This window comes from Devosia sp., assembly GCF_036563435.1.
GTDB lineage: Bacteria > Pseudomonadota > Alphaproteobacteria > Rhizobiales > Devosiaceae > Devosia.
The window spans coordinates 253,087-276,026 of record NZ_DATCMJ010000001.1; the positions used below are offsets into that span (position 1 = coordinate 253,087).

General features: G+C 63.2%; 19 protein-coding genes and 1 tRNA gene. 15 read left to right on the forward strand and 5 right to left on the reverse strand.

The features are described from left to right. The first annotated feature begins 9 nt into the window (after positions 1–9). Together VIL88_RS01175 and VIL88_RS01180 are read left to right on the forward strand one after the other, a co-directional pair. Positions 10–2,652, forward strand: a complete 2,643-nt coding sequence (locus VIL88_RS01175) for a family 78 glycoside hydrolase catalytic domain (RefSeq protein ID WP_331985074.1) — start codon at positions 10–12, stop codon at positions 2,650–2,652. 2 nt (positions 2,653–2,654) lie between these two features. After that, the gene (locus VIL88_RS01180; protein WP_331985076.1) at positions 2,655–3,335 is read left to right on the forward strand and encodes a hypothetical protein; all 681 of its coding nucleotides are present in this window, start codon (positions 2,655–2,657) and stop codon (positions 3,333–3,335) included. Positions 3,336–3,448: 113 nt separating this feature from the next. Here the strand turns inward: VIL88_RS01180 and VIL88_RS01185 are convergent. Continuing rightward, a tRNA-Ile gene (locus VIL88_RS01185) sits at positions 3,449–3,524 on the reverse strand. Positions 3,525–3,653: 129 nt separating this feature from the next. Between VIL88_RS01185 and VIL88_RS01190 the strand changes: the two genes are divergently transcribed. The 7 genes from VIL88_RS01190 (at position 3,654) to phoB (ending at position 11,036) form a co-directional block, all read left to right on the forward strand. After that, positions 3,654–4,409: an IclR family transcriptional regulator domain-containing protein gene (locus VIL88_RS01190; RefSeq protein WP_331985078.1), complete on the forward strand. Its 756-nt coding sequence runs from the start codon at positions 3,654–3,656 to the stop codon at positions 4,407–4,409. 298 nt (positions 4,410–4,707) lie between these two features. Then, the gene (locus VIL88_RS01195; RefSeq protein ID WP_331985080.1) at positions 4,708–5,730 is read left to right on the forward strand and encodes a substrate-binding domain-containing protein; all 1,023 of its coding nucleotides are present in this window, start codon (positions 4,708–4,710) and stop codon (positions 5,728–5,730) included. 59 nt (positions 5,731–5,789) lie between these two features. Then, positions 5,790–7,166: a phosphate ABC transporter permease subunit PstC gene (gene pstC / locus VIL88_RS01200; protein WP_331985082.1), complete on the forward strand. Its 1,377-nt coding sequence runs from the start codon at positions 5,790–5,792 to the stop codon at positions 7,164–7,166. A 2-nt stretch (positions 7,167–7,168) separates the two neighbouring features. Then, positions 7,169–8,533 (forward strand): phosphate ABC transporter permease PstA, encoded by a 1,365-nt coding sequence (gene pstA / locus VIL88_RS01205; protein ID WP_331985084.1) that lies wholly within the window; start codon positions 7,169–7,171, stop codon positions 8,531–8,533. A 74-nt stretch (positions 8,534–8,607) separates the two neighbouring features. Continuing rightward, positions 8,608–9,390: a phosphate ABC transporter ATP-binding protein PstB gene (gene pstB, locus VIL88_RS01210; protein ID WP_331985701.1), complete on the forward strand. Its 783-nt coding sequence runs from the start codon at positions 8,608–8,610 to the stop codon at positions 9,388–9,390. Positions 9,391–9,404: 14 nt separating this feature from the next. Next, positions 9,405–10,106: a phosphate signaling complex protein PhoU gene (gene phoU / locus VIL88_RS01215; RefSeq protein WP_331985085.1), complete on the forward strand. Its 702-nt coding sequence runs from the start codon at positions 9,405–9,407 to the stop codon at positions 10,104–10,106. A gap of 228 nt (positions 10,107–10,334) precedes the next feature. After that, the gene (gene phoB, locus VIL88_RS01220; protein ID WP_331985087.1) at positions 10,335–11,036 is read left to right on the forward strand and encodes a phosphate regulon transcriptional regulator PhoB; all 702 of its coding nucleotides are present in this window, start codon (positions 10,335–10,337) and stop codon (positions 11,034–11,036) included. A 510-nt stretch (positions 11,037–11,546) separates the two neighbouring features. Here the strand turns inward: phoB and VIL88_RS01225 are convergent. After that, positions 11,547–13,178 (reverse strand): MFS transporter, encoded by a 1,632-nt coding sequence (locus tag VIL88_RS01225; protein WP_331985089.1) that lies wholly within the window; start codon positions 13,176–13,178, stop codon positions 11,547–11,549. A 136-nt stretch (positions 13,179–13,314) separates the two neighbouring features. Here VIL88_RS01225 and VIL88_RS01230 point away from each other — a divergent pair, with 136 nt between their 5' ends. Continuing rightward, complete coding sequence (locus VIL88_RS01230; RefSeq protein WP_331985091.1) at positions 13,315–13,809, forward strand: DMT family transporter; 495 nt, start codon at positions 13,315–13,317, stop codon at positions 13,807–13,809. Beyond that, positions 13,806–14,228 (forward strand): DMT family transporter, encoded by a 423-nt coding sequence (locus tag VIL88_RS01235; protein ID WP_331985093.1) that lies wholly within the window; start codon positions 13,806–13,808, stop codon positions 14,226–14,228. Before VIL88_RS01230 ends, VIL88_RS01235 begins: the two co-directional genes overlap by 4 nt. Positions 14,229–14,282: 54 nt before the next feature. Here VIL88_RS01235 and VIL88_RS01240 read toward each other — a convergent pair whose 3' ends face one another. Together VIL88_RS01240 and VIL88_RS01245 are read right to left on the reverse strand one after the other, a co-directional pair. Beyond that, positions 14,283–15,722: an aldehyde dehydrogenase family protein gene (locus tag VIL88_RS01240; RefSeq protein ID WP_331985095.1), complete on the reverse strand. Its 1,440-nt coding sequence runs from the start codon at positions 15,720–15,722 to the stop codon at positions 14,283–14,285. 21 nt (positions 15,723–15,743) lie between these two features. Next, complete coding sequence (locus tag VIL88_RS01245; RefSeq protein ID WP_331985097.1) at positions 15,744–16,895, reverse strand: fumarylacetoacetate hydrolase family protein; 1,152 nt, start codon at positions 16,893–16,895, stop codon at positions 15,744–15,746. A gap of 182 nt (positions 16,896–17,077) precedes the next feature. Here VIL88_RS01245 and VIL88_RS01250 point away from each other — a divergent pair, with 182 nt between their 5' ends. Beyond that, positions 17,078–17,797, forward strand: coding sequence for an SIMPL domain-containing protein (locus VIL88_RS01250; protein ID WP_331985099.1), 720 nt, complete (start codon positions 17,078–17,080; stop codon positions 17,795–17,797). A gap of 116 nt (positions 17,798–17,913) precedes the next feature. Here the strand turns inward: VIL88_RS01250 and VIL88_RS01255 are convergent, their stop codons facing one another. Further along, positions 17,914–18,744: a sulfite exporter TauE/SafE family protein gene (locus tag VIL88_RS01255; RefSeq protein WP_331985101.1), complete on the reverse strand. Its 831-nt coding sequence runs from the start codon at positions 18,742–18,744 to the stop codon at positions 17,914–17,916. Between the two features lie 256 nt (positions 18,745–19,000). Between VIL88_RS01255 and VIL88_RS01260 the strand changes: the two genes are divergently transcribed. From VIL88_RS01260 to VIL88_RS01270, 3 genes are all read left to right on the forward strand, one after another. Continuing rightward, the gene (locus VIL88_RS01260; RefSeq protein ID WP_331985103.1) at positions 19,001–21,424 is read left to right on the forward strand and encodes an OmpA family protein; all 2,424 of its coding nucleotides are present in this window, start codon (positions 19,001–19,003) and stop codon (positions 21,422–21,424) included. A 232-nt stretch (positions 21,425–21,656) separates the two neighbouring features. Further along, a complete protein-coding gene (locus VIL88_RS01265) occupies positions 21,657–22,007 on the forward strand; it encodes a hypothetical protein (RefSeq protein WP_331985105.1) in 351 nt (116 codons plus the stop codon). 173 nt (positions 22,008–22,180) lie between these two features. After that, positions 22,181–22,858 (forward strand): tellurite resistance TerB family protein, encoded by a 678-nt coding sequence (locus VIL88_RS01270; RefSeq protein WP_331985106.1) that lies wholly within the window; start codon positions 22,181–22,183, stop codon positions 22,856–22,858. Positions 22,859–22,940 lie beyond the last annotated feature (82 nt).

Genomic DNA, 22,940 nt, shown 5'->3' on the forward strand with positions numbered 1-22,940 from the left:
GGAGGTCTCATGGCCCCCCTTATTCCTTTCGACCTGCGCTGCGAACACCTGTCCACCGCGCGTGGCCTCAACACGCCGGTACCGCGCTTTTCCTGGGCTCTGGAAGGAGACGGGCAGGACCGCCGCCAAAGCGCCTACCAGCTTTTGGTTCGCAACGATCGGCAAACAATCTGGGACAGCGGCAAGATCGTTTCGGACGCGACGCAGCTCATCCCCTATGGCGGTCCGCCCCTTGGTTCAGACCAGGTGCTGGACTGGACCGTCACCGTTTGGGACGAAAGCGACACACCCTCTGCAGCATCGGAGCCTGCCATGACCTTCGCCGGCCTTGATGCCGCCAACTGGCAGGCCGAGTGGATCGCCCGCTATTTCGTCCTGCCTGCCGGACGCGAAGCGCCGGCCGACAATGTCTACGACAATCGCTGGCAGGCACGGCCCGCCGATTACCTGCGCCGCGACTTCGCCGCTGCGGGGACGCCATCCCGTGCCACGCTCTACATCACGGCACTTGGCCTCTACGAAGCCTATCTTAACGGCCAGCGCATCGGCGACGACGTCATGGCGCCGGGCTGGACCGACTACCATACCCGCGTCGAATACCAGATGCACGACGTCACCAATCTGGTCCGTCCCGGTGACAACGTGCTGGGCGCGATCCTGGGCGAGGGCTGGTACTCGGGGCGCGTCGGTCACAATCAGCGGCGAGCTGGCAACCACTACGGCGGCCGCCCTGCCCTTCTCTGCCAGCTCCATCTGCATTACGCAAACGGGACCACCCAGATCGTGCGCAGCGACGAGCACTGGCAGACCCGCCAAGGCCCCATCTGCTATTCCGATTTCCTGATGGGCGAAATGTATGACGCGCGGCTAGATCTCGACGGCTGGAACAGCGCCCAGGGCCCCCTCTCCGGTTGGCAACCAGTCGAGGTCTTTGTTCCGGATCCATGCGCCCCTCAGCTTGATGCTGCCCGCGTGCAGCCGGTGCGGGAAGTCGCTCGTTTGCCTGCAGCTTATTCCCATCTCAGCCAGAATGGCGGCGCCATCTTCGACCTTGGGCAAAACATCGCCGGTTATTGCGAACTCAGCGTATCGGCAGAGCCAAGCGATCGCTTCGTTCTCCGCCACGGGGAGATCCTCGATGGTGATCGGGAACTTTATACCGCCAATCTCCGTCACGCGGTCGCCACGGACATCTTCATCGCCTCCGGCGATGGCACCGAGATCTTCAAGCCCCGCTTCACCTTTCACGGCTTCCGCTTTGTGGAATTGACCCTGCCGGCGGGAATGTCGCCCCAGGCTGTGACCCTCACCGGCATCGCCATCCAGACCGACACGCCGGTTACCGGCGAGATCGCGACTGGTCACCCGCTGGTCAATCAGCTCCTCTCCAACATTTTCTGGAGCCAGCGCGACAATTTCTTGTCGGTTCCCACCGATTGCCCGCAACGGGACGAGCGCTATGGCTGGACGGCCGATGCTCAGGTCTTCTGGCGCACCGCCGGCTACTTCATGGATGTCTCGGCATTTCTCACCAAGTGGATGCTCGACATCGAGGACGGCCAGTCTCCCGATGGTGCCTTTCCCGATGTGGCCCCGACCAAGCCCCTCAATCCCTACCGCCTCACCCCACAGCCGGGCGCACCCGGCTGGGGTGACGCTCCGGTGATCATGGCCTGGGAACACTGGCTCCGCTATGCCGATCATGAGCTGCTCGAACGGTACTGGCCCGCCCTGGAAGCCTGGTCGGACCACATCCTGCGCGCCAATCCCGATTTCATCCGCCGCAATGCTGTTTACAACAATTATGGCGACTGGCTGAGCGTTGGCCCTGCTTCCGATCGTACACTGGTCGCAACCGCCTACTGGTTTCGCGTGGCCGATCTCATGTCCCGCATTGCCGTCGTACTCGGTCGGTCAAGCGATGCCGCGCGTCATCGTCAGGTCGCGGCCAGCGTCCGTGAGGCATTCATCGGATGTTTCGTCGGTGACAACAAACTGCTGACGAACGACACTCAGACGTCATACCTCTTGTCACTCGACTTCGATCTTCTGCCCCCCGCCCTGCGCCAGGGCGCCGCTGATCGCCTGGTGGAGCTGATCGAGGCCGCCGGCGGCCACCTCCAGACTGGTTTCCTGGGCGTACGCCATCTGCTTCCGGTATTGACCTCCATTGGTCGTGATGACCTGGCGGTCGCCATGCTGCTCAAGAAAACCTATCCCAGCTGGGGGTTTAGCATTGAGCATGGCGCCACTACCATATGGGAGCGCTGGGACGGCTGGACCCCCGACAAGGGCTTCCAGAGCACCAACATGAACTCCTTCAACCACTATGCCTATGGCTCGGTCGGCGAATGGATCTGGTCGCGCTTGGCCGGCATAGAAGCAATGGAAACGTCACCGGGCTTTGCCACGGTGCACATGGCCCCTTTGTTGGACGACCGCATCGGTCAGGTGTCCGCTAGATACCGAAGCTGCCGGGGAACAATCGAGAGCAAATGGCAGATTGAGGGCGATCAGGCGCGTTGGATCGTGACACTGCCGCCTGGGTGCCAAGCGGTGGTACAAATTCCTGCGTCCTGGCAACACCAGCGCGGCGAGCGGCAGCTAACGCTTGGCTCTGGGAGACACGCCTTGACCCTCAAGCGATCATAGTCATGCAATATTTCGCCCAGTCTGTTCTTGAAGCGATCGAACTCAATACGCCGATACAGCGCGACCGTGTGGAACCGCCAGTGTTGCAAGCGGACGTGGAGCGTGTGCAGCTAGACGTGGTGGAACGCCTCGGGGGCGTCGGCGCCTGGAAAGTGTCGCCTTGGACTACAACCGGCTCGATGTGGGCTGGACCTATACCGAGCAAGTGGATACGGCGATCGGGCGAAGCAATCGAGCCCGGACGCTACAGCATCGAGGTGGAGTTTGCTCTGGTGCGCACCGAAGCTGGCGACTACGTGCTCGCGCCAGCCTTCGAACTACTCCAGTCCCGGCTGGATTCAACTCAAGACTGGCCTGCTTCGGCCAAGGAAGCCGATCTATTTTCCACCGCAGGATTGGTAATCGGCACCTCACACCCATTGCCGAGCGAGCCACTGTCGAGCCGGGTGATGGTGCTGACGAATGGCAAAACTCTGCAGTCCATCAACACGGAATTATCAGTTCCAAAGCTGCTCCAGGCAGCATCCTGGACCGAAGAACAGGCCGTTCGGCTCGGCATACCTGTGGAAGCTGGCACTATTATCCTAACTGGGGCTCGCATCGGCCCGCTGCCGCAGACGACCTCCTACCTTCGCGCCGAGATCTCAGGGTTTGGCTTCGTAGAAATCGGTGTTGAACCCTAGCACCCGCTCAATGCCTTGCTGTTTGACGAGCGGGATCGAAGAAGTGTCTTAGGGCATGTCGTGAGGCGCAAAATAAACGGGCGTCCACGAAGAACCGGAGACGCCCGTAACACTGGTGGGCCCAGAGGGACTTGAACCCCCAACCAGACCGTTATGAGCGGTCGGCTCTAACCATTGAGCTATAGGCCCGCCTGCGCGTCTTAGCATTGTGTCCGGCTCTGGCAAGAGGGAAGTCTCGCTCCTGCACGACGCGTCTGCGTCAAATCCCATCGCCAGTGCAGAAGCTCTGCGTTAAATCAGTCTCCAGCGGGGGCTACCATGCGCGAAGGCGACATCATCAATGGGCTGGTCAAGGGCCTGGCGGTTATCGAGTGTTTCGATGAGGCCCATGCCAGCCAGTCTATAACCGACGTCGCCAATCGCACCGGGCTTGAGCGCGCCACGGCCCGCCGCTGCCTGCTGACCCTCGTTCACCTCGGCTATGCTAGCTATGACGGCAAGTTCTTTCGCCTCACGCCGCGCATCCTCAACCTCGGCCACTCCTATCTTGCCGCCACGCCGCTGCCGCGGCTGATCCAGCCCTTTCTCGAAGAGCTCTCCGCCCAGATCAACGAAAGCGCCTCCGCCGCCGTCCTTGATGGCACCGAGATCCTCTACATTGCCCGCGCCTCCCATCGCCGGGTGATGTCGATCAATCTTGGCGCCGGCGCACGCATGCCGGCCTACTGCACCTCCATGGGCCGCATCCTCCTTGCGGCCCTGCCCGCTGCTGCGGCGCGCGACGTGCTCGAGCGCTCCGACCTCGTCGCCTATACGGCCAAGACCAAGGCGGACCTTGCCTCCCTCACGACCGAACTGGCCGTGGTCGCCGCCCAGGGCTTTGCCGTGATCGACGAGGAACTCGAGCTCGGCCTCTGCTCCATCGCCGTGCCGCTGGTCAATCCCCAGGGACAGACCGTCGCTGCGCTCAACATCGGCGCGCAATCGGCCCGCGCCTCCACCTCGCACATGATCGCCAATTTCCTGCCGCTGATGCGCAAGATCCAGGCCGAGGTGCGCCCGCTGCTGCGCTGAAGCGGCCGCTGCAATACCCGTGTCATAAAGCGGGTCTACACAGCATCCGCGCGCGCACTATGCCGCCTGCAGCAGGGTCGCCATGGTGACGTTCGGCAAGCACCGGAGCCGATGCAGATTTCTTCATCATCGAAATCCAGCTGCTAAAACAAAGACTTGCGCTGTCATAATCCCGTTACCGAAAAGCAATAAAACTGTCGCGTGCCCCCCATATGGTCCCCCACGTCAAGGGCGGCGCCGGGGCATAAGTGCCGGATCGTTCTGCTAGATTTGAACTGAATTCCGAAAGGGAAACCCCATGAAGATCGCACTCTACGCCAGTGCCGCCGTGATCGCGCTTGCCGCCTTCGGCACCAACGCTGCCTTCGCCCAGTCGCGCGACACCATCCAGGTCGCTGGTTCCTCCACCGTTCTGCCCTTCGCCTCGATCGTTGCCGAAGAATTCAGCGCCGCCTTCCCCGAATTCAACACTCCCGTCGTTGGCTCGGGCGGCACCGGCGGCGGCCTCAAGCAGTTCTGCGAAGGCGTTGGCGAAAACACCATCGACATCGCCAATGCTTCGCGCAAGATCAAGGACAGCGAACTCGAGGCTTGCACCGCTGCTGGCGTGACCGACGTTCGTGAAATCCAGTTCGGCTTCGACGGCATCGTCTTCGCTTCGGCTGCCAATGGCCCCGATTTCGCCCTGACCCCAATCCAGGTCTACAAGGCCATTGCGGCCAAGGTCGTCGTCGACGGCGAGTTGGTCGACAACCCCTACAAGAGCTGGTCCGAGATCGACGCTTCCCTGCCCGATCAGCCGATCCTGATGGCCATCCCCGCTTCCAACCACGGCACCCGTGAAGTCTTCCAGGAGAAGGTGATCTCGGCTGGCTTCGAAGAAGCCGGTGCCCCTGAAGGCCTGTCGGAAGAAGAACTCGAAGCCGCTGAAACCACTTTCCGTCAGGACGTGGTCATCGAAATCTCCGGCGACTACACCGAAACCCTCGCTCGCCTCAACTCCGATCCCAACACCGTTGGCGTCTTCGGCCTGAGCTTCTACGAGCAGAATACCGACACTCTCAAGGTTGCCACCATCGACGGCGTCACCCCGTCCAAGGAAACCGTTGCCGCCGGTGAGTATCCGGTCTCCCGTCCGCTGTTCTTCTACGTCAAGGGCCAGCACATCGGTACTATCCCGGGCATCGAAGAATACGTTCAGTTCTTCCTGTCCGAGCAGATGGCTGGCGAAGGCGGCACCCTCGAAGCTGCCGGCCTGATCCCGCAGCCTGCTGAAACCACTGCTGAAGTTCTGGCCACGTTCGAAGCCGGCGCTCAGTAATCACTCCGGGCCGCGCTCTCCAGCGCGGCCCACCTTCTTTCTCCCGCAGGGGCGCGCCCATGAATGCCTTGATCGTAGCTGCTTTGCTGCTGGTGCTGCTGGGGGTGGCCTACCAGTCCGGCTGGTCCCGTAGCCGCAACCTCGTGACCGCCTCAGGCGTCAACGTCCACTCGCGTCCGCAATATCACGGCTCCTATGTGGCCATCTGGGCCATGCTGCCCGCTCTCGTCGTGCTCGGCCTCTGGGCCTGGTTCGGCGGCGGCATCACCCACAACTACACGGTGGGACAGATCCCGCAGAATGTCCTGCTAAGCCTCGACCAGACCCAGCTCAACAACACCATCGCCCGCATCAATGCCCTGGCCTCTGGCTACGGCGTTGCCGGCGAGGTCCAGCCCTTCGAACAAAGCGCCGGCGACGCGCTGCGCTCGTTCCAGATGCTGACCTTCCTCGGCGTCCTCCTGGCTGCCGCCGTCGCCGGTGGCGCCGCCCTCCTCTACGCCCGCAGCCGCGTCACGGCCCGCCTCCGCGCCCGCAACGCCGTCGAGCGCGTGGTCAATCTCGTCCTGCTCGCCTGCTCCGCCGTTGCCATTCTCACCACCGTTGGCATCGTCGCGTCGCTGGTGACCGAAGCCTTCCGCTTCTTCACCTTCATTCATCCGGTCGACTTCTTCTTCGGCACCGTCTGGAATCCCAATAACGCGGGCACCGCCGGCAACTGGGGCAGCTATGGCCTGCTACCGCTCCTCGTCGGCACGCTGATGATCACCGCCATCGCCATGCTGGTGGCCGTGCCCGTTGGCCTCATGGCCGCGATCTATCTCAGCCAATATGCCCCGCGCCAGCTGCGCGCCGTGGCCAAGCCGATGATCGAGATCCTCGCCGGCATTCCCACCATCGTCTTCGGCTTCTTTGCCCTGGTGACGGTGGGCCCGTTCCTGCGCGACCTCGGCAACCTGCTCGGCCTCGACATCAATGCCACCAGCGCCCTGACCGCGGGCGTGGTCATGGGCATCATGATCATCCCCTTCGTGTCCTCGCTCTCTGACGACATCCTCAACCAGGTGCCGCGCACCCTGCGCGACGGCGCCTATGGCCTGGGCGCCACCAAGTCGGAAACCATCCGCAACGTCCTGCTTCCGGCAGCCCTCCCCGGCATTGTCGGCGCCTTTCTCCTGGCTGTCAGCCGCGCCATCGGCGAAACCATGATCGTTGTGCTCGCAGCCGGTAACGCCCCGGTCCTGCGCGGCAATCCCTTCGAGCCCGTCGCCACCATCACCGTCTCCATCGTCAACCAGCTGACGGGCGACACCGATTTTGCCGGCCCCCAGTCGCTGGTCGGCTTTGCCCTCGGCCTGACGCTCTTTGTCATTACCCTCTGCCTCAACGTCGTCGCCCTCTACATCGTCCGCCGCTTCCGGGAGCAGTACGAATAATCATGACCGATACGCTCTCCACCACCCACGCCGCTTCCGTTGAACGCACCAAGCTGATCCGCGCCGGCCTGCGCCGTCGCCACATGAGCGAGGCCATCTTCCGTGGCCTCGGCCTCGCCGCGATCATCGTCGCGCTCGGCTTCGTCGCCCTGCTCTTCATAGACGTGTTCCGCAAGGGCATCCCGGCCTTCACGCAGTCCAACCTCCATCTGGCCGTGACCTTCGACCCCGCGGTGATCGACGTCGGTCCCGCCCCCGCCCGCGCCGACTTTGGCTCCGAAGCCGAGTTCGTCGCCGCCAACCAGAAGTGGCAGCGTGACGTCGCCCTGCTCAACTGGAACACCATCATCGAACAAGCCATGCGCGCCGCCGCGCCCGCCGGCTACGACATCGAGACACGCGCCCTCCTGAGCATTCCCGAAACCGATGCCCGCCACGAAGTGCGCGCCATGTTCGTGGAAAATCCGGCGCTCCTCGGCCAGACCGTTGAGGTCGACGTGCTGGCCTCGGCCAACGCGACCAACTGGATCAAGGGCAATATCGACCGTTCGCTCGGCGACGCGCAGCAGCAACTTGCCGCTCCCGCACGCGCACTCATCGACACCTTTGTCGAAAACGGCACCATCACTAACGGCTTCGCCTGGTCCATCTTCACCAATGTAGACTCACGTGCCGCTCCCGCCTCGGCGGGCCTACTGGGCGCTTTCGTCGGCACCCTGTGGATGATGCTGATCGTCATCGTCCTGGCCGTGCCGATCGGGGTTGCCGCCGCGGTCTACCTCGAGGAGTTCGCCCCCAAGTCGCGCCTCACCGACTTCATCGAGGTCAACATCAACAACCTCGCCGCCGTGCCTTCCATCGTCTTCGGGCTCCTCGGTGCGGCAGCCTTCATCAACTACATGCACCTGCCCATTTCGGCCCCGATCGTCGGTGGTCTGGTGCTGACGCTGATGACCCTGCCCACCATCATCATCGCCACCCGCGGTGCACTGCTGGGCGTCTCTCCCGCCCTGCGCCAGGCCGCGCTCGGCATGGGTGCCTCCAAGACGCAGATGGTGTTTCACCACGTCCTGCCGGTCACCTTCCCCTCGATCCTGACGGCCACCATCCTCGGCGTGGCGCACGCCCTGGGTGAAACCGCGCCGCTCCTGCTGATCGGCATGAAGGCCTTCGTCGCCCAGGTGCCCACCACGCCGTTCGACCAGGCCACCGCCCTCCCCGTCCAGATCTACCTCTGGCAGGGCAATGAAAACCGCAACTTCTTCGAACCCCGCACCGCCGCCGCCATCATGGTTCTTCTCGCTGTGATGATCTGCCTCAACGGCGTCGCCATCTACCTGCGCTCGCGCCTCGAAAAGCGCGCATAGCTAGCAAAAGGATGCTTCAAATGGATATGGTCGCCGGCAAGGTTAAGATGACTCAGCAATCAGTGAACAGCGCAATGAACCCGACCGACATGCTTGAACGCCCCATCCGCCTCACGGCGCGCGACGTTACCGTCCACTATGGCGCCAAGCAGGCTCTCCATGGCATTTCGATCGACATCCCCGATCGTGCCGTGACCTCCTTCATTGGTCCATCGGGCTGCGGCAAGTCGACCTTCCTGCGCTGCATCAACCGCATGAACGACACGATCGAAGGCGCCAAGGTTGGCGGCACGATCAAGCTCGACGGCGAGGACATCTACGATCCATCCCTGGACGTAGTGGAGCTGCGTGCCCGCATCGGCATGGTGTTCCAGAAACCCAATCCCTTCCCCAAGTCGATTTATGACAACGTTGCCTATGGCCCCAAGATTCACGGCCTGGCGCGCTCCAAGTCCGATCTCGACGAGATCGTCGTCTCCTCCCTGCGCAAGGCCGGTCTCTTCGAAGAGGTCAAGGATCGCCTCAACGAACCCGGCACCGGCCTCTCCGGTGGCCAGCAGCAGCGCCTCTGCATCGCCCGCGCCATCGCCGTGGGCCCCGAAGTCATTCTGATGGACGAGCCCTGCTCGGCCCTTGACCCGATCGCCACCGCCATCATCGAAGAGCTGATCGACGAGCTGCGCGAGAACTACACCATCGTCATCGTCACGCACTCCATGCAGCAGGCTGCACGCGTGTCGCAGAAGACGGCATTCTTCCACCTGGGCAATCTGATCGAGGAAGGCGTCACCGAAGACATCTTCACCAATCCGGTCAACAAGCAGACCCAGGACTACATCATGGGCCGTATCGGCTAAGGCGAGGAACCATCATGGCACCCGAACACATCGTCTCGTCCTACAATGACGAACTCGTTGCCCTGGCGCAGCTGATCGCCGAAATGGGCGGCCAGGTCGAGGTCGCCATCGACAACGGCACCAAGGCCCTGCTCAAGCTCGACCGCGAGCTGGCCGACGTCACCATCATTGCCGACCAGCGCATCGACGACATGCAGCGCCGCATCGACGATGTCGCCGTGTCCATGATCGCCCGCCGCCAGCCCATGGCCAGCGACCTGCGCGCCATCATCACCTCCATCCACGTCGCCGCCGACCTGGAGCGCGTGGGCGACATGGCCAAGCAACTGGCCCGCCGTTCGCTCAAGCTCGAAGGCCTGACGCTGCAGCCCACCTTCTACAACGGCGTCAAGAACATGACGGCCCTGGTGCTGCGCCAGATCAAGGAAGCGCTCGACGCCTACTCCACCCGCAACGCCGCAGCGGCCATCGAGGTCTGCAATCGCGACGACGAAGTGGACGCCATGCACACTTCGCTGTTCCGCGAACTCCTCACCTACATGATGGAAGACCCGCGCAACATCACCGCCTGCACCCACCTGCTCTTCTGCGCCAAGAGCCTGGAACGCATCGGCGACCACGCCACCAACATCGCCGAACGCGCCTACTACCTCCAGACCGGCAAGCAGCTCACCAGCGACGAGCAGGACCTGCACCGGACCCAGATAAAGGCATAGGCTGGATGGTTCAGCCGACACCCTCCCCCTTGCGGGGAGGGATCAAGGGTGGGGGTAGAGAGCCCCGATATTGGGGCTAGACCCCACCCCCTCCCAACCTCCCCCGTTGAGGGGCAGGTGTCGTCCGGTAGCTGTGACACCTAGGTGCGAGCCACCACGTCTGACCTCTTCCGACGGGAGAGGTGAAATCAAACGCCGGCAGCCGTCCGGCAAATGGGAGGCCACCCCATGCCCGCCACCATTCTCGTTGTCGAAGACGAAGGCGATATCGCCATTCTCCTGCGCTACAACCTCGAAGCCGAGGGCTTTCGCGTCATCACCGCGGAAACCGGCGACGAGGCGCAGCACGCCATCCAGGACAAGCTGCCCGACCTGATCCTGCTCGATTGGATGCTGCCCGAGATTTCCGGCATAGAACTGTGCCGGCGCCTGCGCGCCCGCGAGGAAACATCGCGCGTGCCGATCATCATGCTGACTGCCCGCGGCGAGGAAGAAGAGCGCGTCCGCGGCCTCTCCACCGGAGCCGACGACTACATCGTCAAGCCCTTCTCGGTGCCCGAGCTCGTCGCGCGCATCCACGCCCTCCTCCGCCGCGCCAATCCCAATCTGGTGACCGCTGCGCTCAAGGTCGGCGACCTCGAACTCGACCGCACCACCCATCGCGTCCGCCGCGCCACCCGCGACGTCCATCTCGGGCCCACCGAATACCGCCTGCTCGAATACCTGATGCGCCACCCCGGCCGCGTCTATTCGCGCGAGCAGCTCCTCGATGGCGTCTGGGGCAACGACGTCTATGTCGACGAGCGCACGGTCGACGTCCATATCGGCCGCCTGCGCCGCGCCATCAACCGCGGCCGCGAAGCCGATCCCATCCGCACCGTCCGCGGCGCCGGCTACGCCTTCGACGAACGCTTCGCCGCGATGGCCTGACAGCCCACGAGACAGGCAGTCATCCTTCCCTCCCCGGGGCCGGCAGCCAGCCTTCCCTCCCCCGTGACCGGCAGTCAGCCCCCCCAGGGTCGGCAGCAGCCTCCCCTCCCCCTTGCGGGGAGGGAAGCGAGATAGGACTTAGCCCTTCGCTAAGTCCGTCATCGAGCAGGGTGGGGGCGAGGGCCCAGAACCGGGGTCAACCCCGCCTACATTCTCCCACCCCAGGGAGAAGCTACCAGCAACCTACGGCGCCACTTCCAGCGAGTCGCGCAGCGGCATGTCATCACTGAGCGGCACCGTCTGCCGCTCGATCATCCGGTGCACCCTGGGCAGTCTGTTTCCCTTCCCCATGACAGCCAGTCATCCTTCCCTCCCCCTTGCGGGGAGGGAAGCGAGATAGGACTTAGCCCTTCGCTAAGTCCGTCATCGAGCAGGGTGGGGGTGCGAGAGCCCGGAAACGTGGTAAACCGCGCCCACATTCTCCCACCCCAGGGAGAAGCTACCAGCAACCTACGGCGCCACTTCCGGCGAGTCGCGCAGCGGCATGTCATCACTGAGCGGCACCGTCTGCCTCTCGATCATCCGGTGCACCCTGGGCGGTTCGCTACCCCGATGCAGTGCCCGCAGGCTCTCCACATTGTCCGCATCCGCCTTGGTGCGCCGCAGATTGTGGCGCACATAGTCGATCCAGGTCGGCACATGGTAACTCTCGACCCAAAGGTCGGGATGCTCCAGGTCTCGCAGCAGCGCCCATTGCCGCGCACCGTCGCGGATGCGGATGCGCCGGCGGTCCGACATATGCTGCAGGAACGCGGGGATGTCTTCCTGCGCAATCAGGTAGTCCACCATGACCATGATGGGTCCGCTGCGTGGCCTGAGGTCCAGCTTGAGCACCGGTTCGCTGAACGTCCCCAACGGGTTGAGGTCGCGCTGGTTGAACTGCGGCAGCGGTAGGCGCAGCCCGACCAGGGCACAGGCAAGCAGCACGACGCTGGCAGAAACCAGCGCCCAATTAGGGCCGAAGGCGTCGGCCGAGAGCCCCCACACCCAGCTACCCAGGGCCATGCCGCCAAAGGTCGCCGTCTGGTAGAGCGACAGCGCCCGCCCCACCACCCAGCGCGGCGATGACAGCTGGATGGATACGTTGAACAGCGACAAGGCCAGGACCCAGCAGGCGCCTGCGGGCAACAGAACCAGGTGGCTGAGAACCGGATCCCGGCTGAAGCCCAGCCCGATGCAACTCATCGCCAGTCCGAGGCATGCCAGCCTGACGATGACTTCGTTGCTGAAGCGCGCCCGCACCCGCGCATTAACCAATGCGCCACCAATGGCCCCGAGCCCGAAACAGCCGAGCAACGTGCCATAGACCAGCGCGCCGCCCCCCACATAGTCTGCCGCCACCGAGGGTAACAGCGCCATAATCACCACCGCGGCGGAACCGAACAGGAAGCCGCGCAGCAGGACCGTCGTGAGGTTGGGCGACAGCGACACGTAGCGGACACCTGCCAGGATAGCGCTGCCGAAATTCTCGCGCGGCAGGCGGTTGGCCGGCCGCACCGGCTTCCAGCGCAAGAGCGCGACGATCAGCGGCAGGTAGCTGAACGCATTGAGCGCGAAGGCCGAGGCGGCTCCCAGGAGCGCCACGATCAGCCCGCCCACCGCCGGACCCACGCTGCGCATCATGTTGAAGCCCATCGTGTTGAGCGTCACCGCACCGGCCAGGTCCTCGCGCGGCACGAGGTCGCCCATTGAGGCCTGCCATGACGGGTTGAAAAGTGCCGTGCCGCAGCCGATCAGAAAGGTGAAGCTCAGCAGCAGCCAGGGCGAAAGAAGGCCGAGATAACCCAGCACCGCCAGGACGATCGACACCACCGCCATCGCACACTGCGCGATGATCATCACCGTGCGCCGGTCGAAATTGTCCGCCAGGGCGCCTGCCGCGAGCGAGAACACCATGATCGGCAGCGTTGTCGACGCCTGTACCAGCGCGATCATATTGTGGGAGTCGGTAAGCGTGGTCATCATCCAGCCGGCGCCGACCGATTGCACCAACCCGCCCAGATTGCTGACCAGCGTCGCCAGCCACAACATGCGAAATGCTTCATGGCGGAAGGGCGCCATCACCGGTACGCGTTCGGCCATTACCCCCATCCTTTCGCTCTGCCTTGGTCTAGGACCGGCATCTGCTGCTGGCAAGGGCGGCCCCCGCTAGCCCAAAGTGTAAACGGCAGCGTTGGTTGCTACTCTTGCTACGGACATCATCCGAGTCGGACCTGCAATGCCCGCCAGCCAGACCTCTGCCCGCCCATTCCATCTGCTTGCCGCCTTCGCCAGTGGCGGCGTCCTCACCATAGCCGTCTTCATCAATGCCGAGGCCGGCCGCTACGGCGGCGCCATGTTCTCGTCTTGGCTGGCACACGGCACCGGTACTATCGGCGCCATCCTGTTCCTCGCCGTCTTGTGGCGACGCCAGCGCCACGAGGCCGAAGAGGCGCGAGCCAGGGCCGGCAAGCCGCCGCTTTGGGCCTATCTGGGCGGCATCATCGGCGCTGCGACGGTTATGCTGACCTCGACCTCGGTCAACTCGCCGCTGGCGCTGGCCGGCACCCTCGCCCTTGGCCTCGCCGGACAAGTCATCCTCAGTCTCGCCGCCGATTTCTGGGGCCTGTTCGGTCTCGCCAAGCGCCGGCTCGACCTGCGCGATGCCGGCGCCGTGGTGCTGATCGCTGCCGGCAGCCTTCTGATCATCCTCTTTGGCGTGGGTGCGGCATGATCCTGCCGATCGTCTTCGCCTTCACCGCCGGCCTCTTCGTTATCCTTAGCCGTCAGGTCAACGGGCGCCTGTCGCTGTCCACCACGCCCCTCCTGTCCTCGTTCTGGAACCACATCGTGGGCTTCGTCTTCCTCAGCCTGCTCGGCGCGGTCATCGGCGGACTGATCCCGGCTGGGCTCGAACAGATGCCGTGGTGGGTCTATCTGGGAGGCACCCTAGGTGTCGTCTTCGTCGCCGCTTCATCCTGGCTCATCACGCGCATCGGCGCTGTCAATTCCACGCTGCTGGTGATCTCGGGGCAGATGGTTTCGGGCGTGGTGTTCGATCTCTTGCGTGGCGTGCCGGTGACGCTTTGGGCCAGCGTCCTCGGCATCGCCCTGATCTTTGCCGGCATGGCACTGACGCAGCGCCGGCGCTAGCAACGTGATAGCAATCTGCTAGCATAACGGGGCTCGAAGGCCCCGTTTTTGTCACTAACCGGCAGCGGTATAGGCCGTCTTCACCACGGTGAAGAACTCGGCCGCATACTTGCCCTGCTCGCGCGGACCATAGCTCGAACCCTTGCGCCCGCCGAATGGCACGTGGAAATCGACGCCCGCCGTCGGCACGTTGACCATCACCATGCCGGCCTCGGCATTGCGCTTGAAGTGCGTCGCATACTTCAGAGAAGTTGTGACGATACCGGCACTTAGCCCGAACTCGGTATCGTTGGCCGTCGCCAGCGCTTCCTCGTAATCCTTGACCCGGATCACCGATGCCACCGGCCCGAAGATCTCCTCGCGACTGATGCGCATCTGGTTGGTCGCCTCGGTAAACAGCGTCGGCTGGAGGAAATACCCCTCCGTACCCGCCTTCACCCGCTCGCCACCGGCCACCAGCTTTGCCCCCTCGGACTTACCGATCTCGATATAGTCGGTATCCTGCTTGAGCTGGCTGGGATCCACCACCGGGCCGATTTCGGTATTCTTATCAAGGGCATCGCCAACCCGCAGGTTGCGCGTGCGCTCGGCCAGCGCCTCAACGAAGGCATCGTGGATACCCTCGGTCACAATGACCCGGCTCGAAGCCGTGCACCGCTGGCCCGTCGAGAAGAAGGCCGACTGCGCCACAGATTCCACCGCCACCTTGAGATCGGCGTCATCCAGCACCACGGTCGGGTTCTTGCCACCCATTTCCAGCTGGAACTTGCGCCCGACCTCGATGGAAGCCGCGGCAACGCGCTTGCCGGTGCCCACCGAACCGGTGAAGCTGATGGCATGAACGTCCTTGCTCTCGAGCATGGTCTGGCCCACCACGGAGCCCTTGCCCATAACGAGGTTCAACACGCCCTTGGGCAGGCCGGCACGCACCAGGATATCGACGATCGCCCAGGTCGAGCCCGGCACCAGTTCCGCGGGCTTGATCACCACGGTGTTGCCATAGGCCAGCGCCGGCGCAATCTTCCAGGTCGGGATGGCGATCGGGAAGTTCCAGGGCGTGATGAGGCCGATCACGCCGATCGGCTCGCGCGTGATCTCCACGCCAACGCCCGGCCGGACCGACGGCAGCACTTCGCCCGCCAAACGCAGCACTTCACCGGCAAAGAAGTCGAAAATTTGCGCAGCACGCGTCACTTCGCCAATGCCTTCAGGCAACGTCTTGCCCTCTTCGCGGCTCAGCAACTCACCCAGTTCAGCCTTGCGAGCAATGATCTCCTGCGAGGCCTTGGAGAGGATGGCGTGGCGCTCAAGGATCCCCGAGCGCGACCAGGCCGGGAACGCCGCCTTGGCTGCAGCAATCGCCCGCTTGGTGTCTTCCGCTGTCGCGCGAGCATAAAGCCCCACCACTTCGGCCGTGTTGGATGGGTTGATATTCTCGACCCCATCCGTGCCCACCCATTCCCCGTCGATGAGGTTCTTGTGCAATTCAGCCATGTCGAATGCCTTTCGAAAAAACTAGAGAAGGTCGGCCCGTGCGAGGTCGCGCAGCAGGTGGCTGGCGCCATAGGTCCAGGGCGGACATTTGGTGGAGAGATTGACCCTGTTGGTGAGGGTACCAAGCTCGGGCGTAGATATTGAGACGACATCGCCCAGTTTGTGCGTAAAGCCCTTACCGCTGCCATCACGGTCTTTGACCGGGGCAAACATCGTCCCGAGATAGAGCACAAGCCCATCAGGATACTGGTGGTGCTCGCCGACCGTGGCCGCCACAAGCGACTCCGGCGTCCGCGAGATCTGGCTCATCGAGGAGTGTCCCTCGAGCACGAACCCATCCTCCCCCTCAACCTTGAGGGCGATCTCGGACTGCTTGACCGTCTCAAGGGTGAATTGGTCGTCGAACAGCCGGATAAAGGGGCCAAGCGAGGCCGAAGCGTTGTTGTCCTTAGCCTTGCCGAGAAGCAGCGCCGAGCGGCCCTCCACGTCCCGCAAATTGACGTCATTGCCCAGAGTCGCACCGATAATCATACCGGCACTCGTCACGAGGAGTGCTACTTCCGGCTCGGGATTGTTCCAGCTGGACACGGGATGGAGCCCAACTTCGCCGCCATAGCCGACCGAACTCATTGGCTGGCCCTTGGTGAAGATCTCAGCGTCGGGCCCGATGCCGACCTCGAGATATTGGCTCCACACGCCTTTCTCAATCAGTGCCGCCTTGACCTTCATGGCCGTGCCCGAGCCGGGGACCAGTTCCGAAAGGTCAGTTCCGATCAGCGTCAGGATCTCGCCGCGCAACGCTTCGGCGCGCGACTTGTCGCCACGTGCCTGTTCCTCGATCACCCGTTCCAGTAGCGACACGACAAAGGTCACGCCCGATGCCTTGATCGCCTGGAGGTCAATGGGAGAAAGGAGGCGCGGTCCTGCAGCACCGATCGCAGGCGCAACGGAGTTCGCCATCGCCGCCTCGACGCTGCCAAGGCTAGTGCCCTCTGCATCAGCCACATAAGCGGCTGCATCGGCGCTCTCGGCAATGTCGCGTACCGTAGCAAAACCCTTGCGCGTGATGTCGATGAGCTGCCCGTCCCTGACCGTGACGATCCGGGGATGATCGAAGCCAGGCACCATAGCGCGGCCGAGCAAGATGCCGTCGGGATAGTGCTTGCTGCTCATGATCCATCCTCAAATAGGCTGCTGCTGTGAGTACCGCACGGGGCGCCGGCAAGGCAACCCTGAAAAGTCATACTTTTGGTGGTGAACCGATCTCCACAGCGCTGTTCAGCACCGGTTCAGCCACGCCGCAATACTGACGCAATGGGTGGGGTACTAGTCCCCCACGAATCTTGGAGTGTCACATGCGTCACCTTGCTGCCATTGTTCCGTTTGCTCTTCTGGCCACCCTGTCTGCGCCGGCCCTTGCCGGCTCGATCACCATCGAAGGCCGCGGCGAAGTCACCGCCAAGCCGGACATGGCCCAGATCAATTCCGGCGTAACAAGCCAGGGCGCGACCGCCCGCGAGGCGCTCGACGCCAATTCGGCCGCCATGGCCGAGCTGATTGCCGCGCTCAAGGAGGCCGGTATTGAGGCACGCGATATCCAGACCTCGGGCTTCTCGGTCAATCCCAACTATGTCTATAGCGATGCGCGCGACGCCAATGGCTATACGCTGCCGCCCAAAATTGAGGGTTATCAGGTCGCCAACAGCGTCACCGTCAACGTCCGTGATCTTGATGCACTCGGCTCGATCCTCGACAAGTCGGTGACCGTTGGCGCCAACACCATCAACGGCGTCACCTTCGCCGTTGCCGATCCATCCGATCTTTATGACGAAGCCCGCAAGGCTGCGTTCGAAGATGCCCGCGCCAAGGCCGAGCTTTATGCCACCGCTGCCGGCGGCAAGCTCGACGAGATCGAGTCCATCTCCGAGACCCTGGGCTTCAATGCACCCCAGCCGGTCGCCATGTACTCGATGCGCGCCGAGGCGCAGAGCGCGGACGTTCCGGTTGAAGGGGGTGAACTCACCTTCGCGATCAACGTCAATGTTCAGTGGGAACTCGACACTGCCGCAAACTGATACCCATACCCCTCCTAGGGGGCTTGGGCGGTGGGGACGGACGGAACAACCGTAGTCACCCGTCTCCACCAACCTCATGAAAGGCCTCTGCGTCAGCAGGGGCCTTTTTCTATGTGCTAGCCGGCGAGCACCTTCCACAGCATGTTGAGGCCGACAGCGACGAGGAAGATGGCAAAGACGTATTTTAGCGTCTTCTGATCTAGCCGATGCGCCAGCGCAGCACCCAGCGGAGCAAAGACGGCGGCCAGCACCGCCACCAGAACAAGGGCAACCAGGTTGATATAGCCCAGACTGAGGGGCGGCAGTCCCTCTGCGCCCCAGCCCGAAACGATGAAGCCCAGCGTCCCCGACAGGGCGATCGCCACGCCCACGGCTGCCGACGTTCCGACTGCGGCGTGCATGGTTGCGCCGAACGCAACCAGCGTTGGCACCGTAAGTGATCCACCGCCAATTCCCATCAGCGACGACAGGTAACCCACCACGAAAGCTGAGATCCGGTGCGTGATGGCCGAGCCTCTGAGGTGGCCCATCAGCTTGGTTTGGAAGGCAAAGACGACGTTAGCTGCAATCAGAAAAGCCATGACGGCAAAGACGATGCGCAACACGTCGCCGGAGAAGTAGGCAGCCATCAACCCGCCGATAAAGGTGCCGGCGACAATAAAGGGGACCCACATCTGGAGCACCTTGAGGTCGAGCGAACCCCGCTTGTAGTGGGATCGGGCGCTCACATAGCCGGTCGGGATGATGATCGCGAGCGAAGTCCCGACGGCCACGTGCTGCACGACGTCTGCATCATAGCCAAGGAGCAGCAGTGCATTGCCGAGCGCCGGCACGATGATGGCGCCACCGCCGATGCCCAGCAGACCTGCCGCGATCCCGGACAAGACGCCCGTGACCATCAGCCCAAGCACAAAAGGCCAGTAGCTCGTAAGCGTCGCCCAATCCATCTGCATCTCCAACTCGACTGCAAACCCGCCCTAGCATGATCGTCCGGCAAACCACCATCCCGTTCGCCTCAATCAAGCCATCTTCCCGATGACCCCTGCCCTCACCGCTGCGTGAGGAACTAACCTCAAACCCAGGCGTTGCGGGGATTACGGGGAGAGAGCATCGCCGAAACGGCGCCAAGAGCCGTTCAGTATCCGTTCAGATTGGCACCGCGATGCTTGGCTCAAGTGTCAACCGACCTTAAAGGAATTCATAATGCGCCTTAGAAACTGGCTTTTGACCGGCACGAGTATCGGTCTTATGGCCCTGCTGCCGATGACCGTGCGCGCCCAGGATGGCGACCTCGTCGCGGCCTACCAGGCCTATGCCGCCGCCCAGGCGTCCGGGGACGCCGCTGCCTTGGAAGCAGCTCAGAGCGCCCTGACCGAACTTTGCATCGTCAACGGCTATGCCAGCATCGACGAATGCATAGCCGCAGCTACCGCTAGCGCACCCGCCGCCGCTGCTGAAGAGCCGACGGAAGCCACGGAAGAGCCAGCTGCCGAAGCGAACGCTGCTGCTGAGGCTGAGGCTGCCGCACAGGCCGAGGCTGAGGCACAAGCTGCCGCCGAGGCGGAAGCGGCTGCCGCGGCCGCTGCTGAAGAACAGGCCGCCGCAGAAGCTCAGGCAGCTGCTGAAGCCCAAGCTGCAGAAGAAGCTCGTGCAGCTGAGGAAGCACAGGCGGCCGCTGAGGCGCAGGCCGCTGCGGACGCCCAGGCTGCAGAAGATGCTCGTGCCGCCCAGGAAGCCCTGGCAGCTGCCGATGCTGAAGCCGCTGCCGCTGCTGAAGCTGAGGCCGCAGAGGGGCAAGCCGCCGCTGAGGCACAAGCAGCAGCCGACGCTCAGAGCGAAGCTGACGCACAGGCTGCGGCAGAAGCCGAAGCCGCTGCTGCGGAGACTGCAGCCGATGTTCCAGCTGCTACTGGCGCAGATGCTGCAGCCGCAGCGACCACTGAAGAGCCTGCCGCCAGCTCGGCCGCTACGGCTGACATCTCCGCCGACCTCCAGGCCCAGATCGACCTTGCCAATGGCGCCGTATCCGACTTGATCAGCGGCGGCGATGCTGCTGCTGCCCGCGCGCAGTTCGACGCCGCCCGCGCCCAGATCGATGCACTCTGCCTGGGTGCCGGCTTCCCGGACACGGAAAGCTGCCTGGCCCAGTATGGCCTGACGCTTCCTGATGTGCCTGCCCTTAGCGACGTTTCGCCTGCCGCAGCCGACCCGGCTGCGCCTACGGCTGATCCAGCCGCACCGGTCGCCGATCCCGCCGCAAACCCTGCGGCCACCCCTGACGCTACTGTTGTCGATCCTGCCACGGGCACGACTGTCGATCCCGCGACAGATCCGGCCGCCGCCGCACCGGCCGCGGACGTCCCCGTCGAGATCATTGAAGAGCTCCCCGAAGGCGTAACGCAGGAGCAGGTCTCCCCCGTTCTCGATAGCGCCAAGGATGCCCAGACCGCTCCGGCAGTGGATGCTCAAGGTGCAGCAGTTGCTCCGGCAGCCGCCGCAGCACCAGTCGAGCAGGCGCCGCCCCCTGAATCTGACGCCGCCGCACAGTCCGAAGCTGTCCGCGCCTTCGCTGCTGAACCCGTTGTTTCGCTGGCTGCCGAAGAGGGCACTCAGGTGACGGCTACCGGCAGCACGACGGTGACCCAGACGGTGGTGAACAACTACGTCACCAACGTCACCAACAACGTGACCAACAACACGGTCAACAACACCCAGAACAACATCGGCCAGCAGAACAACGTCACCATTGTCGAACAAGTGCCGGTGCAGCAGGCCAATACAGGCGATGCCATCACCCAGGTGATCCTGCAGGTGGGTACGCAGCTGCTGGTCAATTCCATCGGACAGGACACCGATCGCTTCTATAACGAGCAGGAAGACGAGATTTTCTACGAAAATCTCAGCAACGGTCGTGTTCGTGAAACCATCACCCGTCCTGACGGCACCCAGATCATCACCGTGCGCAACCGCAACGGCGATGTCCTGCGTCGCTCGCGCATCGCGCCAAACGGCGAGGAATACGTGCTGGCCTACTTCGACGACCGCTACGACGAAGATCTCGTCGTCTGGCGCGACCCGGGCCAGGACCTGCCGCCCCTGCGCCTCAACATTCCTGTCGAGGAATATGTTCTGGACGCCCGCTATGCCGATGAGCAGGAAGTCGAAGTCTTCTTCCAGCAGCCGCCGGTTGAAAACGTCGCCCGCCTCTACTCGATCGACGAAGTCAAGCGCTCGGCTCGTGTCCGCGACAGCGTGCGCAAGCTGGAAGTGGGTGGCCTGACCTTCGACACCGGTGCAGCAACCATTGGCCGTGATCAGGTCGGTGCCCTCTCCAACGTTGCCAACGCCATGCTGGCGCTTCTGGAAGAGAATCCCGGCGAAACCTTCCTCATCGAAGGTCATACCGACGCGGTTGGCTCCGACGTGTCCAATCTCAGCCTCTCCGACCTCCGTGCCGCTACGGTGGCCCGTATCCTGACCGACTTCTACGGTGTCCCGCCTGAGAACCTGGCAACCCAGGGTTATGGCGAGCGGTATCTCAAGATCCGCACCGAGGCGGCAGAACGTGAAAACCGGCGCGTTACGATCCGGCGTATCACGCCGCTGATTACCGTCGCCTCCAACTAATGCTCACCTGAACAGCAGAAGGCCGGGCCCATGCCCGGCCTTTTTGTTTCACAACGCCGGTGCTGTTGCAGCACGTTCAACAAGTTATCACCCCGTACGCACCGAGTAAGCGGTTGTTTTTACGTGCAGAATTCCAGTCGGATGCTTTGATGACGAGTGTGATCACACAATCGGGAACGAAAATAAAAAGGCGACGTTTCTTTGCCATACGGTGAAACAAAGGAGCGAAATCATGGCTACCCCTGAACGCGATACCGTTTATACCAACGATGGCAACCGCACTGTTTATACCCGCGAATCGAGCGGCACAGGCTGGTTTGTCGGCATCATCGTAGCTCTGGCTCTGCTGGCCATCGGCTACCTCGTTTTCTCGGCCAACTCTGGCCCGTCTACTTCGGTTGACGTCAATGCCGCACCTGCTGGCATCGAAGCTCCGGCTTCTGACGCCACGGCTCCTGCTGCGATGACCGAAGCCCCGGCCGATGCCGGCGCTGTGTCGGAAACCCCGGCCACGCCCGCTCCGGCCACTGAAGCTGCTCCGGCCGCTACCCCAGCCGCTCCGGCTGCTCCGGCCGCTCAGTAACAAACTACCTTACACCGACATCGTCAGCCCTCCCTCTCACGATGTCGATCAAGACCCCGGCCGCCCCGCCGGGGTCTTCCCTTTTTGGGCAGCGGCATTCGGTCTCGTCTCCTGACCTTGCGTCACCTCCGCGCCGTTCCCACCTTGCAGGGACCAACAGCAAGGGAACGCCCATGTTCAACATCGACCAGATCGTCAAAGCCCTCCAGACCGACAAGAACACGCAGCGCAGCGCCATGACGGGAGCTGCAGGGCTTGCCGCGGGCATGCTGCTCAGCGGCGGTGGTTTGGGCAAGCTTGCGGGCAGCGCCGCCAAGCTTGGGACAGTGGCTGCGGTTGGCGGACTGGCTTACTCTGCTTGGCAGAAATATCAGGAAAGCCAGCAGGGCACCGCTATAGCCCCCGGCCGCGATGCCTTTATTCCGGGAGCAACTGACGCTCAGGAAGAGCTCGGCAAATCCCTCGTGCGCGCCATGATTTCTGCCGCAAAAGCGGATGGCCGCATTGATGCCGATGAGAAGGAAGCGATCTTCGCCAAGCTTGAGACCATGTCCTTGTCCCCGGAAGAGAAGGCCTGGGTATTCGACGAGCTCTCCAGCCCGCTCGACATCAATGCTGTGGTCGCCCGCGCCGATACGCCTGAACACGCCATGGAAATCTACGCAGCGTCCCTGGTAGCCATCACCGCAGACACCGCCGCGGAACGCGCCTACCTTGATGCCCTGGCGTCCAAGCTCCGGCTGGCGCCCGCTCTGGTCAGCGAGATCCACAAGGCTGCGGGCGAACGCGCCCCCGAGCCGACAGCCTCCGCCGGGACCTTTGCCTATAGCCCTTCAGGCAGCAACCTCTGATCGGCTCCGCCTCGAAGCAGCCTGACGGTTACACGCATGTACGTTCTTGAACCCTCAGGCTGCCACAGCGATGTAGAGCGCG

What these genes read in the sequence shown, in the direction of transcription:
- VIL88_RS01245 (WP_331985097.1), bottom strand. Translation starts at nt 16,895, where the DNA reads ATGAGCAGCAAGCACTATCCCGACGGCATCTTGCTCGGCCGCGCTATG.
- VIL88_RS01270 (WP_331985106.1), top strand. Translation starts at nt 22,181, where the DNA reads ATGTTCAACATCGACCAGATCGTCAAAGCCCTCCAGACCGACAAGAAC.
- pstA (WP_331985084.1), top strand. Translation starts at nt 7,169, where the DNA reads ATGACCGATACGCTCTCCACCACCCACGCCGCTTCCGTTGAACGCACC.
- phoB (WP_331985087.1), top strand. Translation starts at nt 10,335, where the DNA reads ATGCCCGCCACCATTCTCGTTGTCGAAGACGAAGGCGATATCGCCATT.
- VIL88_RS01230 (WP_331985091.1), top strand. Translation starts at nt 13,315, where the DNA reads ATGCCCGCCAGCCAGACCTCTGCCCGCCCATTCCATCTGCTTGCCGCC.
- VIL88_RS01255 (WP_331985101.1), bottom strand. Translation starts at nt 18,744, where the DNA reads ATGGATTGGGCGACGCTTACGAGCTACTGGCCTTTTGTGCTTGGGCTG.
- VIL88_RS01250 (WP_331985099.1), top strand. Translation starts at nt 17,078, where the DNA reads ATGCGTCACCTTGCTGCCATTGTTCCGTTTGCTCTTCTGGCCACCCTG.
- VIL88_RS01260 (WP_331985103.1), top strand. Translation starts at nt 19,001, where the DNA reads ATGCGCCTTAGAAACTGGCTTTTGACCGGCACGAGTATCGGTCTTATG.
- VIL88_RS01225 (WP_331985089.1), bottom strand. Translation starts at nt 13,178, where the DNA reads ATGGCCGAACGCGTACCGGTGATGGCGCCCTTCCGCCATGAAGCATTT.
- phoU (WP_331985085.1), top strand. Translation starts at nt 9,405, where the DNA reads ATGGCACCCGAACACATCGTCTCGTCCTACAATGACGAACTCGTTGCC.
- VIL88_RS01235 (WP_331985093.1), top strand. Translation starts at nt 13,806, where the DNA reads ATGATCCTGCCGATCGTCTTCGCCTTCACCGCCGGCCTCTTCGTTATC.
- VIL88_RS01265 (WP_331985105.1), top strand. Translation starts at nt 21,657, where the DNA reads ATGGCTACCCCTGAACGCGATACCGTTTATACCAACGATGGCAACCGC.
- VIL88_RS01240 (WP_331985095.1), bottom strand. Translation starts at nt 15,722, where the DNA reads ATGGCTGAATTGCACAAGAACCTCATCGACGGGGAATGGGTGGGCACG.
- VIL88_RS01175 (WP_331985074.1), top strand. Translation starts at nt 10, where the DNA reads ATGGCCCCCCTTATTCCTTTCGACCTGCGCTGCGAACACCTGTCCACC.
- VIL88_RS01190 (WP_331985078.1), top strand. Translation starts at nt 3,654, where the DNA reads ATGCGCGAAGGCGACATCATCAATGGGCTGGTCAAGGGCCTGGCGGTT.
- pstC (WP_331985082.1), top strand. Translation starts at nt 5,790, where the DNA reads ATGAATGCCTTGATCGTAGCTGCTTTGCTGCTGGTGCTGCTGGGGGTG.
- pstB (WP_331985701.1), top strand. Translation starts at nt 8,608, where the DNA reads ATGAACCCGACCGACATGCTTGAACGCCCCATCCGCCTCACGGCGCGC.
- VIL88_RS01180 (WP_331985076.1), top strand. Translation starts at nt 2,655, where the DNA reads ATGCAATATTTCGCCCAGTCTGTTCTTGAAGCGATCGAACTCAATACG.
- VIL88_RS01195 (WP_331985080.1), top strand. Translation starts at nt 4,708, where the DNA reads ATGAAGATCGCACTCTACGCCAGTGCCGCCGTGATCGCGCTTGCCGCC.